Annotated in this window: 11 protein-coding genes and 2 pseudogenes; 2 read left to right on the plus strand and 11 right to left on the minus strand. The window is 45.4% G+C overall.

Going from position 1 to position 12,393, the window contains the following annotated elements:
• Positions 1–3: 3 nt before the first annotated feature.
• The 4 genes and pseudogenes from N288_RS13460 to N288_RS13475 all read right to left on the minus strand — a co-directional run bounded on the left by N288_RS13460 (position 4) and on the right by N288_RS13475 (position 4,416).
• Positions 4–1,884, minus strand: a complete 1,881-nt coding sequence (locus N288_RS13460; protein ID WP_022543986.1) for an FtsX-like permease family protein — start codon at positions 1,882–1,884, stop codon at positions 4–6.
• Positions 1,859–2,623, minus strand: coding sequence for an ABC transporter ATP-binding protein (locus N288_RS13465; protein ID WP_035402406.1), 765 nt, complete (start codon positions 2,621–2,623; stop codon positions 1,859–1,861). Before N288_RS13465 ends, N288_RS13460 begins: the two co-directional genes overlap by 26 nt.
• Positions 2,624–2,683: 60 nt before the next feature.
• Positions 2,684–3,714 (minus strand): annotated as a pseudogene (locus tag N288_RS13470) (sensor histidine kinase).
• A 3-nt stretch (positions 3,715–3,717) separates the two neighbouring features.
• A complete protein-coding gene (locus tag N288_RS13475) occupies positions 3,718–4,416 on the minus strand; it encodes a response regulator transcription factor (protein WP_009793335.1) in 699 nt (232 codons plus the stop codon).
• A gap of 220 nt (positions 4,417–4,636) precedes the next feature.
• Between N288_RS13475 and N288_RS13480 the strand changes: the two genes are divergently transcribed.
• Positions 4,637–5,164 carry a small multi-drug export protein gene (locus tag N288_RS13480; RefSeq protein WP_022543988.1) on the plus strand — a complete coding sequence of 176 codons (528 nt, stop codon included), beginning with the start codon at positions 4,637–4,639 and terminating at the stop codon, positions 5,162–5,164.
• Here the strand turns inward: N288_RS13480 and N288_RS13485 are convergent.
• The 3 genes from N288_RS13485 to msrA form a co-directional block, all read right to left on the minus strand.
• Positions 5,106–6,239 (minus strand): DUF1835 domain-containing protein, encoded by a 1,134-nt coding sequence (locus tag N288_RS13485; protein WP_009793333.1) that lies wholly within the window; start codon positions 6,237–6,239, stop codon positions 5,106–5,108. The genes N288_RS13480 and N288_RS13485 overlap by 59 nt on opposite strands.
• Positions 6,240–6,782 carry a GNAT family N-acetyltransferase gene (locus tag N288_RS13490; protein WP_009793332.1) on the minus strand — a complete coding sequence of 181 codons (543 nt, stop codon included), beginning with the start codon at positions 6,780–6,782 and terminating at the stop codon, positions 6,240–6,242. It abuts the gene before it with no gap.
• Between the two features lie 264 nt (positions 6,783–7,046).
• Positions 7,047–7,577, minus strand: coding sequence for a peptide-methionine (S)-S-oxide reductase MsrA (gene msrA / locus N288_RS13495; RefSeq protein WP_009793331.1), 531 nt, complete (start codon positions 7,575–7,577; stop codon positions 7,047–7,049).
• Positions 7,578–7,842: 265 nt separating this feature from the next.
• On the opposite strand from msrA, the pseudogene N288_RS13500 reads away from it, so the two are divergent.
• Positions 7,843–8,007: pseudogene (locus N288_RS13500) on the plus strand (hypothetical protein); the annotation flags it as partial.
• 53 nt (positions 8,008–8,060) lie between these two features.
• Here the strand turns inward: N288_RS13500 and N288_RS13505 are convergent.
• The 4 genes from N288_RS13505 to N288_RS13520 form a co-directional block, all read right to left on the minus strand.
• Positions 8,061–9,353, minus strand: coding sequence for a histidine--tRNA ligase (locus N288_RS13505; RefSeq protein WP_009793329.1), 1,293 nt, complete (start codon positions 9,351–9,353; stop codon positions 8,061–8,063).
• A 256-nt stretch (positions 9,354–9,609) separates the two neighbouring features.
• The gene (locus tag N288_RS13510; protein WP_157638550.1) at positions 9,610–10,458 is read right to left on the minus strand and encodes a halocarboxylic acid dehydrogenase DehI family protein; all 849 of its coding nucleotides are present in this window, start codon (positions 10,456–10,458) and stop codon (positions 9,610–9,612) included.
• Positions 10,459–10,625: 167 nt separating this feature from the next.
• The gene (locus N288_RS13515) at positions 10,626–11,564 is read right to left on the minus strand and encodes a catalase family peroxidase (RefSeq protein WP_009793327.1); all 939 of its coding nucleotides are present in this window, start codon (positions 11,562–11,564) and stop codon (positions 10,626–10,628) included.
• Positions 11,565–11,643: 79 nt separating this feature from the next.
• On the minus strand, positions 11,644–12,378 hold the full coding sequence (locus N288_RS13520) for a membrane protein (protein WP_009793326.1): 735 nt from the start codon (positions 12,376–12,378) through the stop codon (positions 11,644–11,646).
• Positions 12,379–12,393: the final 15 nt, after the last annotated feature.

Below are 12,393 nucleotides of genomic sequence, written 5' to 3' on the forward strand. Positions count from 1 at the left end.
CATTTAGCGGAGTGCCTTCTTGATATTTTTCAAGTATGCCGAACGGATGAATACATAATAAACCAGCTGAATCAGTAAAAAGCTTCCCAGCACAAGGGCTGACTCCTTGAAGAGCGAGGTGCCGAACATATTCTGCATGCTGGTAAGAGCTACAGCGCCGTGGACAGCTGCAACGCCTGACGGTACAAAAAACAGGAGCCCGATCTGCACTGAAACCACTTTTGACAGTTCATCATCCGTTAGTCCGATCTTTGCAATGCGGGAAAATTTCTTTTTATCCTCATCAAGATCGCTAAAGAGCCTGAAGTAAAGAAAGCTCCCGGCGGCAACAAAAAACACTGCTCCGATAAATAGGCCGACAAATAGGATGGCCCCATACCCTTGAACAATCTTATCCATTTCATGAGCTAGCGGAAAAAAGCTGTATTCTTTTCCAAGTCTGCTGATCGGAAGCTCTTTCGCCAGTTCTTCCCCGATATCTGATGTGCTTTTCCAATCTTCTGCATCAAAAATATAAAAATGCTGTGTTTTGGCAGAACTTCGCAGCGCGGCAAACTTATTGTCTGATACAACATAAAAGCTTTCATATGAAGGGAACGCAAATGATTGTGTATTTCCAGCTATGGAAATGGGCTCCCCGCTTTCTTTGAGGGTCAGATTTGTTTGTTTTTCGTTTTCAGCAGGTGTTTTCATAGGTATTATTTTGATTGCTTTGTCTCCTTGAGGATCTACCGCTTTCCCGCCTGCCGCTCTTGCTATCGGATTATATTCTGAACTTTTCACAAACATCGCCTGACTGTCGCCGATAGTCTGGTAAAGCCCTTTTGCTCTAAGTTCGCGATAGGAAATCCCCTCTTCATTAAGCCTAGTCCGGATAAGCTCAACCTGGGATGCTTCCCTCTCGTTTCCTGCATAGCTGCTGTAGTCAAAAGCAAACGGATTCTCCTCCTGGACTGCCTTGGTCATAACTGTCCTGAAGCCGACCAGTGCACCAATGGCTGAAAATGCCACAGTAGATACAATCGAAACAATGAAGAAGGTACGGGCGTTATCCTTCATCCTGTAAGCTAAATCAGAGAAAAGAAGCAGATTCGTCTTTTTGAACAGGATTGATGGATTCTTTTTTAAGCGGCCGATGATATACACGCTGAGCTGTGTAAAGAGAAAATAAGTCCCGATGATGACAACAGTGCTGACCGGCACCAATGCCACGCTTACATAAACCCCCTTCACCTTGAGCGCAGTAATATACCCTGCGGCAAGAAGCAAGGCAGATAGCAGGGCAAGCAGGCTGGAAGCGCGAGGTTCAGGCTTTGGAGCAGCGCTTCTTTTAATAAAAGCTGTCAGCTGATTCCCCCTGAACATGGAAACTGTGAAAAATGAAATAACTGCGAACAGCAGGACAAAAGCACCCGCTGTAAGGCCCAGCGCTTCAACAGGCATATAAAAAGGCAGGGACTTTTTTAAACCGAGTACATTTTCAGCTGCGAGCAGGATTGCCTTGGCAAGCACCATGCCAGTTCCGATTCCTGTCAGAATTGAAACCAGTCCGATCATCATGTTTTCCATGAAGATCATCTTTCTGAGCTGCATACCTGTCATTCCATGCATAACCAGCAATCCGAGCTCCTTTTTTCTCGATTTCAGGAATGCACTCATGCTGAAAAGGACAAAAAAGAAGGAAAACACATATATAACTGCTTCGGCAAAATGCAACCCGGTTGAAACATGCCCGCCGATTCCTTCTGTTTTAAGGCCCGGATGGAAGGCAAAAACCGCATAGACGAAAAATACCATGACCGAAAAGGCGCTGCTCAGCAGATAAGCCGCATACAGCCGTTTATTGCGGTGCACATTCTTAAACGCGAATTGACGAAAGGTCATGTGCATTCCCTCCCAGTATTGAAAGCATATCAATGATTTTCTGGAAAAAGGCCTGGCGGCTGTCTCCCTGGCGGATTTCATTATAGAGCCTGCCATCCTTGATAAAGATAACCCGGTCACAATAACTGGCAGCCAGGGCATCATGGGTGACAAGCAGCATGGTGGTACCGTCATTCCTGTTTATGTCTGACATAGTTTCCATCACATCGCGTGAAGCCTTTGAATCCAGATTCCCTGTCGGTTCGTCTGCCAGCAGGAGCTTCGGGGTATGAATGATGGCCCTTGCAATCGCCGCTCTTTGTGCCTGTCCGCCCGAAATTTCATAGGTCCTTTTGTTCATGATCGGCCGGATGCCAAGCTTGTCTGCGACCTTTTCTGCTTTCTCTTCCATTTCCCTGACGCGTACCCCTTCCAATGTAAGAGGAAGCATCATATTTTCTTTCACAGTCAGCGTCTCAAGCAGATTAAAATCCTGAAAAACAAAACCAAGCTCTCTCCGGCGGAATTTCGCAAGATCCCTTTTCTTCAGCTTGTTCGGATCTTTTCCTTCTATCAGGATCTCGCCTGATGTTGGAGAATCAATCGTGGATATCATATTCAGCAGTGTAGTCTTTCCGCTGCCTGAAGGGCCCATGATCCCTGCGAACTCCCCTTTGCTGATTTCCAGGCTGAGTTCTGACAGTGCCCGGTAAGAAACCTTTCCTGTATATACTTTACTTAGCCGATTTATCTGAAGCATCTTCATTTAATTTCTCCTCTCTTTCTTCTGATGCTTTAATAGTAAAGGAGAGAGATTGCTTCAGCTATCGAAGTTCCTTTCACGAGGCTTACAATCTTGTAAGATGCTGTTCGGCTCATTGAACAGGAAGCGAACAGCAGTCCCCTTTCCTTCCTCGGACTCCAGCTCCAGCTGAAATTGAAGCTTATGCTGATTTCTGAAACCAGATACAGTCCCATTCCTGTAGACTCCGAGAAACGGCGCCCGTTTTCGCCGGTAAAGAAAGGCTGGAAGACACGCTCGATATCACTGGCCGGTATTCCATGCCCGCGGTCCTTCACTTCAAGGATGACAGTTTCTCCTTCCTGCCAGAAGGAGATGGTCACCTGTTGATTTGTACCTTTTGAATATTTGATGCTATTTATCAGAATCTGGGAGACTGCGAACTCGAGCCATTTTTTGTCAGAATGGACAATAAGATCAGCTCCAGCTGCAATTTCAGGATAAACTTCATTCCGGATGAACAAGCGCTTGTTCTCCTGCACCAGTTTCACAGCCAGCTCCCTTAGCCTGACAGGCTCTGCATGGAAATCATGCTCAAAAGATTTAAGCCTTGCATTGTACAGTACTGTTTCCAGACCTTTTTGAATTCTGTCCGTCTCTTCCCTGATGTTTTCACGGCTTACTTCGTCCTCATCCTGCAGCAGCAGTTCTATGACAGATAGAGGGGTCTTCATTTGATGCACCCACTGATTCATAAAGATAAGATGTTCGTTTTTATCTCTTTCCCATTGCGCCAGCTTGTTCTCATAAAGCTGGTATTGATTCAGCAAAAGCTGATCAAGAGCTTCTGCCATCGGATAGAAGCCTGTCGCAGAAATCGATTCATCGAGAGCCGCAAACGGATTAGTGAGCCGTGCATAATATCCCTTCATTCCTGCATAACGGAAAACCAGATAACCGCCGAGCAGGCAAAGCCCCAAAAAAACAGTATATAAGCTTACCTTTATGTCCCGGAATCCTGCCATACGATAGATAATAAGCACAGAAAAGAGCATGACAATATGGAGAAAGATGACCCCTGAATGATCCTTAAAAAAGAGCTTCAACACCAATCAGCTCCTTTTCCAGGTATTTTGAAGCAGATAGCCTGCTCCCCTGACGGTCTCAACCGCTCCGGTTATAGATATTTCCCTGAGCTTTTTTCTTACTCTGTTCATATTGACATTCAATGTGTTTTCATCCACATAAGCCTGATCATCCCACAGCTTTTCGAGCAGCGCTTCCCTGCTGGCAAAGCGGGGATATCTTTTCATCAGAATTTCCAGGACCGCACACTCATTCTTTGTGACCGAAGCCTGCTTTTCCTCAAAAACAAGCAGGAGTCTTTCAGGATAAAGGATAAGTCCCTCAGCTTCAATCTGCCGTTCCTTCACATTCAATGCATATTCCCCATATGCCCTCCTAAGATGGCTCTTGATTTTAGCCAGGACGACCTCATAATGAAATGGCTTGGTTATGTAATCATCGCCTCCATGCTCTAATGCCATAATCTGGTCCATCTCACCCGCACGGGCTGAAATGAATATGATCGGGCAGGTGGTCAACTGCCTGAGCTGGCGTGTCCAGTAAAAACCGTCATAGCTCGGCAGATTGATATCCATCAGGACCATCGCAGGCTGCTCTCTTTCAAAGCATTTAACTACCTCATCGAATTCCGTGCATACGGCCGCTTCATAGCCATACTTCATGAGATGCGACTTCAGCAGATCTGCTATTTTCACATCATCTTCCACAAGCAATATTTTGTGCATATCCTATCTCCTGTTTACAATAAGTTTGATTTAATTTTAACAGCATGATGTTTTCTTCTGAATATAGCCGCAGACACACTTTCAGCCCTCATTTTATATGCTGGAAGAAGATATATCTGCGTTTTAAATAAACATTAAACCCGATCTTACCCAATATTAAACTGGCTCTCTTATAATAGTAATAAATAGTTTGAGCAATATTGAAGAAAGGAGAAGAATGATGATTGAATGGGCTCAATCTGCCAGTGCTTTCTGGCAGTATGTCGTTATTTTTATTTTCTCAGCTGCACCCTGGATGGACATTTCCATTGTGGTTCCGCTTGGAGTACTTTGGGGGCTGTCACCCTTTTGGACAGGAGTCCTGGCATTTGCCGGAAATCTTCTGCTGCTCATTTTGCTTGCCATCTTTTTTGAGCAATTTTTTCAGTGGAGGAATAGAAGGCGGGAGAAAAAAGGCGCAGCCGGCCCCACAAAAAGAGATAAACGTTCACAGCAGCTTTGGGAAAAATACGGTATCCCGGGCCTCGCCCTTCTCGCACCGCTATTGGTGGGGACTGATATTGCTGCCGTAGCCGCTTTTTCCCTCGGGGCTTCCCGTTCCCGGGTTCTTGCCTGGATGACCGTCAGCCTTGCTATGTGGACAATCGTGTTTGCGGCTGCTTCCGCCTATGGGGTCAGTTTGCTGGATTTCACCCAGGAAGCGCTGTTGGTTTCTCCTCCCGCAGTTTTACCCGGTAATGCCTCATAGATTTCGGGACTCCTCTTAATTCAAGGATGCCATGGTATATCAGCTCTCTGAGGCGGTACTCCAGGTAAAATAAATCTGTGTCCGGCAAATCTTTATCTGTAATGGCTCCAATTAGGTGTCCAGCTCTGACAAAGCCATCTTCACTATCAGCTTCCATTTCTTTTATTGTTTCGAGGATTCTTGGGTCAAAATGGTCCTCTCGAACGGAGACAATGCTTCCGTTCTCCCAAATGCGCAAAACAGATTGAGTGCGGGCGAGTTTTTCCCACTCACTCAGCAGCTTCATCCGCTCTTTCTCGCTCAGGGGGGAGTTCTCTTTGCCCCTCTTAAAAATAAGCGATAGATTGTCGGGCTCCATTTGGCTTGTATGACGGGCAGGCCCATTATTCTTCAAGCCCATCTCTGAAAATTGGCCAGTGGAATTAATGACGATTATGTCATTTTTCTTGCCTTTTAGCAGATTCATTAAATAGCGGAGATTTGTCTGCTCATCCGCATTTTCGCCTGCCCATAGGTAGATGGGCACTTCTTCAGGAATATCAGCTATTTGCAAAAGCATATTGTCATTTTTCTGGTCCAGTTCAAAGTCTTCTATTTGGTAGTTGATATGGTCGAACATCCAGTCAGCACGATGTTTTTTCCCCTCTTCAGTATCCAGTTTCCATAGAGGCCCAATGCCAAGATATTCTATCTGGCTGATTACTTTCTCCCGCTGAGGCAGCATAACCCTTATGCTGCCGGCAGCGGATTCTGATGGTGCAATATGGACTGCGGTATATGATGGGCTTCTCCTGGTTCCTGTTTCTTTTTTATGCTTCTGAATCGCCCTGTTGATTATTTTGATCATTTTATAGTGATTTTCAAGACTCATGAAATAACCGCGGCCTTCCAGAGGCTGATGGTTTTCATGATAGAAATCAGAGAAATCCTCCCCTGGTGCCATCTCATAAGTCTGCTTCTCCAGTTCACGGAAACTATTGGAATCCAGAAATTCTGTCCTATTTATTTTGTAGACAAAAACAACATTCGGCTCAGCATAGAAATAAACAAAAGGAAATCGGATTCTTGTAGACATTCAGTCACTCTCCATTCCTGCAGCAGTATCGTGAAGATGCCATTCTTCCCCAAGAATCGCATAATAATATTCATCCCGCCATCCTTCTCCATGCGGAATGCACTTCTTGAAAAACCCTTCTCTCCTCATCCCGATTCTTTCCATTACTTTATAGGATGCAATATTTTCCGGCTGGCAGGTAGCAATGATTCTGTGGAGATTCTTTTGTTCGAACCCGTGCTTCAAAACAGCAGATGCTGCTTCAGATGCTAATCCCCTGTTCTGGAAATGAGGATTCATTACCCAGCCGATTTCATAGGTATGTGTTCCAAAATAGGGATGAAAAACGATATGGCCGGCGAGCTGACTGTTTTCTTTAACAATGACTGGGTAGTTTCTGGCTTCAATCATATTTTCCCTCACAAATTTCATGGCAGCTTCTTGATTGAAAACACCTTCCGGCATATACTCCATGACTTGTGCATCAGAGGTATATGTATAAACTTCCCGCCAGTCCTCCTCCTGAAAATCCCTGATGATCAGCCGTTCTGTTTCTATATACATTGATTATGCTCCTTTGTATTCAGATCAACTGACAATATTCGGCATTTTATAGAGGAATTCCTGCTGAGCTAATTTGTTTTCTTTATTTGAAGATGCAAACTGTTTTTCAGTGAAAGGACTTTAATATCAGACAAGAGATGCAGCTTACCCTTTGAGTTATGGCAGCAATATTTCCCGCGCTTCGGTATGTTCTCCATCCTCTCAGAAGATAGTGTCATAAATAAAAAAAGCCCCGCATGCAAGATTGCGGGGCCTTACTGAGCTTTACTTTTCCCAATGTTCTTTAATGAACTCATCACGCCCTGATTTTTCTCTGTCTTCCTTGTAATGGGCGGAATTTTTCTTATAATAGTCCTGATGATAATCTTCAGCCGGGTAAAAGGTTTCAGCAGGCAGCACCTTTGTGACAATCGGCTTGCTGAACTTTCCGCTTTCCGCAAGCTTATTGCGGGCGGCGATTGCTTTGTCCCTCTGAGTTTCATTATGATAGAAGACAGCAGTCCGATACTGGTCCCCGCGGTCATGGAACTGGCCGCCTTCATCGGTAGGATCTATTTGCTGCCAGAACAGCTCAAGCAGGTTTTCATATGGAAACACCTCAGGATCAAATTCGATCTGGACGACCTCATAATGGCCGCTGTCCCCTTTTTTCACATCTTCATATGTGGGATTAGCAGCATGCCCGCCGGTATAGCCGGAAATGATGCTATGTATTCCGTCAAATTGATCGAAAGGCTTGACCATGCACCAGAAGCAGCCTCCAGCAAAAGTTGCCAATTCTTTTCTCTCTGTCATTCACAAATCACCTTTTCTATTAAATATGAGAAGCTTTTCTACCAGTTTACCACCTCCACTGGCTTTTGGATATTCTCATGTTCAGTATAAGAAATTTTCACTGGGCAAATGTCCATTTTCAAAATTCCCCGCCATAATTGCGGGCAACTGCCCTCCTTCTGCATAGCATACAGAGAAAAAGAGACTGGAGGCTATGCAAATGAATCCTTATATGGCAATTCCTGAATATGCATATCAGCAGCATGATGAAAGGTTCCTTCCCCTTCTGGCAGTTGGTGCAGCTACAGGCGGGTTCGGTTTTGGCCGCCCTGGATGGGGCTATGGCGGGTATGGCTTTGGCTACGGCCGTCCCGGATGGGGCTATGGCAGGCCAGGCTGGGGATATGGACGTCCTGGATGGGGCTATGGTTTCGGACGCCCCGGCTTTTGGTATTAATTAAAATAGGAGAAGCATGCAAAGCAGATGTTTGCATGCTTCTTTTTTCAGACATACTTCTTAAAATCATATTTCTCGAATGCTTCTTCCCCTGTTTCCATATCCTTTACTTTATACTGGTTATTAGAGACTTCTTCTTCTCCCAGCAGAATTACTTTCCTGATGTTTTCCTTGTTAGCCCTTTCAAGAGCCTTGCTTATTTTCCGGCTGCCCAGCTCCAACTCTACTCTCCACCCTTTTTCGCGCAGATACTGTGCAAGAGCAAGGGATTCTTTTGGCGTATTGATTGGAATGATAAAATAATCTGCCGTACTTTCCCGTTCAGTCCAGGAAAGGCTTTGGCTGACTGCGGTGAAAATGGCATCCAACCCAAACGAGATTCCAACAGTCGCAACTTTTTTTCCGCTCCCTATGAAGCCGCCGATTGCGTTATCATATCTGCCGCCGCTCCCTATGCTTGAGGCAAGCGATCTGTCCGTGAGGAATATTTCATAGATCGTGCCTGTGTATATGTCCAGGCCTCTTGCTAAAAAAGGATTAAAAACCGCTTTCCGGCTGGAATTCAAATAGTTTAGATAACCTTCCAGCTCCATCAATTCCTGCAATCCTTCTTTTAAGTGGACGTTTTTATCCTCCATTTCCTCATAGTAGGCAAGTTTTCCAATGTTCTTGTCAGAAATAAAGCCCGCAATTCTTTGAATCGCTTCGTACCCGATTCCCTTTGCTGCCAGTTCTTCAGAAACCTTCTGCCAGCCTGCTTTTTCCAGCTTATCGAGCACAAGGATTGCCTCATTGCGCTTCTCTTCCAGCACCCCGAATTCCTGCAGCATGCCGGAGAGCAGCTTGCGGTTATTATATTGAATTGTAATATCGAGGCCAATCCTCTGAAAGGCATCCAGTGCCATTACCATCAGCTCGGCTTCAGCAAGCTGGGAATCTGCCCCTGCTATATCAACAGCACACTGTGTGAACTCGCGGAGACGCCCTGTCTTTATCGGGCCATCTCGGAAAACTCTGCCGATTTCATACCGCTTGAAAGGAAGCCGTATTCCAGGATTCATGGCAGCTGCTTTTGCAAATGGGATAGTCAAATCATACCTTAAAGCCAAATCTCTGCCGCCGCGGTCAGACAGCGTATACATCTCCTCAAGAATCTCTGCTCCCCCGCCATACTTAGAAGCGAGAAGTTCAGTATAGTTCAGAATCGGGGTTTCCAGCGGTTTGCATCCGTATTGAATGAATACATCCTCCAGTTCTCTTTGAATCCTCCGTCTTACAATCTCTTCTTCAGGCAAATAATCTTTAGTGCCTTTTACATTTTGATAATTCATCTTTTTCATCAGCGATTCCTCCAGATTAATTTTTAGAGATCATCCTCATCCTTTTAGAAATACAAAAAAACCGCACTCTTTTAAGTGGACACTTAAAATAATGCGGTTCATGATTAATAGCCTTCCTATTTGCGATTTTTTAAAAAATCGATAGCAAGGCTAGTTTTTATGATGATGGTTTTGTGAAAATGGACAACAGCTTCTATCCGGCTGCATAAGGATCACCTCTAATTTCCATATAATGTAGCATAGAGGAATAAAAATATCAACCGGATTTTAATGGCGCATATAAAAAACGGCGGATGCACTCACCTTCTATGATAAGATCTGCAAGAAAATCAGAAAAAAGGGCTATCACTGCCATTATGCCGGCAGCATCCTTATGTGAGTACATGCCCGCCAGATCTTCAGGCGTGATAATAACAGGATAAGGAAAGTTTGTATGGACGAGCTGCCTGGCATGCTCCTTAATGCTCCTGGACCTCAGTGAAAACTCATCAGAAGATACATACTCTTTCATCCCAGACCAGACCGGCTGCAGAAATTCAGGATATAAAGCAAGTGCGCGGTAATCACTTGCAATATCATAGCTGTGCTTCACAGTCATAATATCCCAGAGTAACTCCTTTTGCCTGCTGTCAGCTTCCGGAAAATCGATCAGCCGGATGGATGGCAGTCCCAGTAAAATTCCCGGCTCTATCAATCCACCTGACAAGGCCACGCCCTTTATCGGCCTGTACCCCAAACTTTCCTGCCAGGCCAATGCAATCAAAAGAAGCTTGGGATTAACATAGTTGAAAGTAAATACTATTTTTTCAACTTTTTTCAGACGCTCCATACCCATAATACTCGCCCAGTCGTACCGTTCAGGCACGAAAGAAAGGGACGGTTCTCTCAAACTTGCTGCAGCCCTTTCTGCACTCATGGTGAGCATGCTGGAACGCACCTGCTGCCACCCTGTATAAAGAAATTTTTCGTATTGTGCCAGCGCCCGGAAGATAAAATTGATAATGGGCACCTTTAAAACTTGCTTTATATCACCATACAGCACCTTAAGTGAAGCTGAAGCGCTTTCCTCAAAAATTTCCGGAATGCCGAATTGTATTTTTTTCAATGTAGCCACCGTTTCCTTTTTCATTAAACATATGCTTAGAGAAACGGAATATGTAAGAACAGAAAACACTTCTTCCCAAGGCTTTAAAAGGGTGTGGATCACAGGATGCTGGCTGAAGAGGTCGGCAGACATAAGCAAAAAATAGAGCTGCCTTTACAGCAGCCCGTTTAAAGCCCTTCCTTCTTCTCGCTTTCACGCCTTTTCCTCGATTCATGGTAGGCTTCATGCCGGAAATGGAGGATAGGATCTTCGCTGCATTCAATGCCTTCAGGTAGAATGGTTGGATCAAAAAACTCTTCATTTGAATCTTCGAGCCTGCGGTTGACCGTCAGCTCCCCAACCGCAATCTTTTGCCTGTCTCCCGGCCATAGCACTGTAGGATCATCTGTCGGGTCATCTTTTTCTCCCAGCTGCACAGATAATGTAAAGCGGACTGGACCTTTTGCCAGCCTCTCATCCAGCTCTGTTTCGAGGTATGTTTCCCCAAGATGGCCGGCTGCTTCTTTTTTTGTATACATGCTGACCCCTTCTTCCGGCTCCCAGATGAATTTAACTGCCTGCCGTCCTCCCTCCCCGGTGGTGAGGTAAAAGGCATGGATAGAATAGTAAGGAGCTGCCGCATAGCTTGCAGGCAGTCTCACCTCCTGGATCAATTCAATGAACGCCTTGCTTTCAGGAAAGTCTTTAGCAATGCCTGCTAATGATTTAGGATCAGGCTTCCCCTTTCGGATAGAGGCGAACAGCTCGATGATTTTGGTGAAGGATTCAGGCGTTTTCGCAAAGAACAGCGGAACTGTCGTGCATACAAGGTTTGTAACGTCTTCGTCAGGCAGCTGGAATTGAACTGCCATTCCTTTAGGAGGAGTCAGGGCATCACTGTGTCCAGGATTTGTTGAGCTGTTGGAAAAACGGACGATAGCCGGCACCTCGCCACCCTGCAGATGAGGGGCAGACGTTAAATAGGCGGCTTTTCCGTTTGGCTTAAAAGTTCCTTTATAGGAGCTTCCCCGTGCATGCGCCCTTTTGCGGCCAGGGAACTTCCCGGCTGCTCCTTCAATACTGTCTATGGCACGTCCGGCAAGATTAGTATTTTCAATGCCATCCATTGGTTGGCCCCCTTTTCTCTTATTGATTACTCTATTCTTCCCCTGACCCGGCTACCAGAAACAAATGGGTGTGTGTTTTTTAAATGACCATAAGGAGTACTGAATAGCCGGCAAGGCCGATGCAGAAGGCCGCAAAGCTGCTTTCCCGCTCTTCGGGAAGCTCTTCCTTCAGCACATTCAGAACAACTCCTCCGGCCAGGAAAGCGACAAGGATTGAAATGATCAGGTCATGGACTTCCATAAAAGCTCCGATCACCCAGCCGAGCATAATTGCTGCAGTCAGGAGCTTGCGGCCGTATTTGTCATAAACTTCCCGGTGATCCCGCCTTAGCCCCCTGTCATTGGTGATGAAGTGAATGCTTAAAGCTATAAAATAAAAAAACATGCCCCAAGGGCTTTCAAATTCCTCGCGGATGAGGAGATAGCCGATGATGCTGTTGTAAATAAAAAAAGATCCGATGTGAATCCAGAACACGCCTGCCGAAGTCTGATTTTCCGTCTTGTCTTTCTTCTTCTTTTTAGAAACCTTCACAATCCGTTCAAGGCCATAGAATATCGCCAGCCCGATCATGGCAATCAGATAAATATGATTCTCAATATATTTTCCAGCATCCGTCCCGATCGAATCCTCCAGGCTCTCCTGATAGCCATTCAATTCCGGGAGCAGGTGCAGGAACACATAAGCAACGGCAATGCCGCCGGCTATGGAAAGGATTCTGCTCCTTGGGGTTTCTTCAATAAAATTCATATATTTTGAGGAGAAATGGATGAGCGCAAAACCGATGGCAAAAACCATGCTGAGCCAAAAGAGCATAAGATCATTCCTTTT

This window comes from Bacillus infantis NRRL B-14911 (assembly GCF_000473245.1).
GTDB lineage: Bacteria > Bacillota > Bacilli > Bacillales > Cytobacillaceae > Bacillus_AB > Bacillus_AB infantis.

Coding starts and splice junctions, on each gene's coding strand:
- N288_RS13460 (WP_022543986.1), bottom strand. CDS start 1,884: ATGACCTTTCGTCAATTCGCGTTTAAGAATGTGCACCGCAATAAACGG.
- N288_RS13465 (WP_035402406.1), bottom strand. CDS start 2,623: ATGCTTCAGATAAATCGGCTAAGTAAAGTATATACAGGAAAGGTTTCT.
- N288_RS13475 (WP_009793335.1), bottom strand. CDS start 4,416: ATGCACAAAATATTGCTTGTGGAAGATGATGTGAAAATAGCAGATCTG.
- N288_RS13480 (WP_022543988.1), top strand. CDS start 4,637: ATGATTGAATGGGCTCAATCTGCCAGTGCTTTCTGGCAGTATGTCGTT.
- N288_RS13485 (WP_009793333.1), bottom strand. CDS start 6,239: ATGTCTACAAGAATCCGATTTCCTTTTGTTTATTTCTATGCTGAGCCG.
- N288_RS13490 (WP_009793332.1), bottom strand. CDS start 6,782: ATGTATATAGAAACAGAACGGCTGATCATCAGGGATTTTCAGGAGGAG.
- msrA (WP_009793331.1), bottom strand. CDS start 7,577: ATGACAGAGAGAAAAGAATTGGCAACTTTTGCTGGAGGCTGCTTCTGG.
- N288_RS13505 (WP_009793329.1), bottom strand. CDS start 9,353: ATGAAAAAGATGAATTATCAAAATGTAAAAGGCACTAAAGATTATTTG.
- N288_RS13515 (WP_009793327.1), bottom strand. CDS start 11,564: ATGGATGGCATTGAAAATACTAATCTTGCCGGACGTGCCATAGACAGT.
- N288_RS13520 (WP_009793326.1), bottom strand. CDS start 12,378: ATGCTCTTTTGGCTCAGCATGGTTTTTGCCATCGGTTTTGCGCTCATC.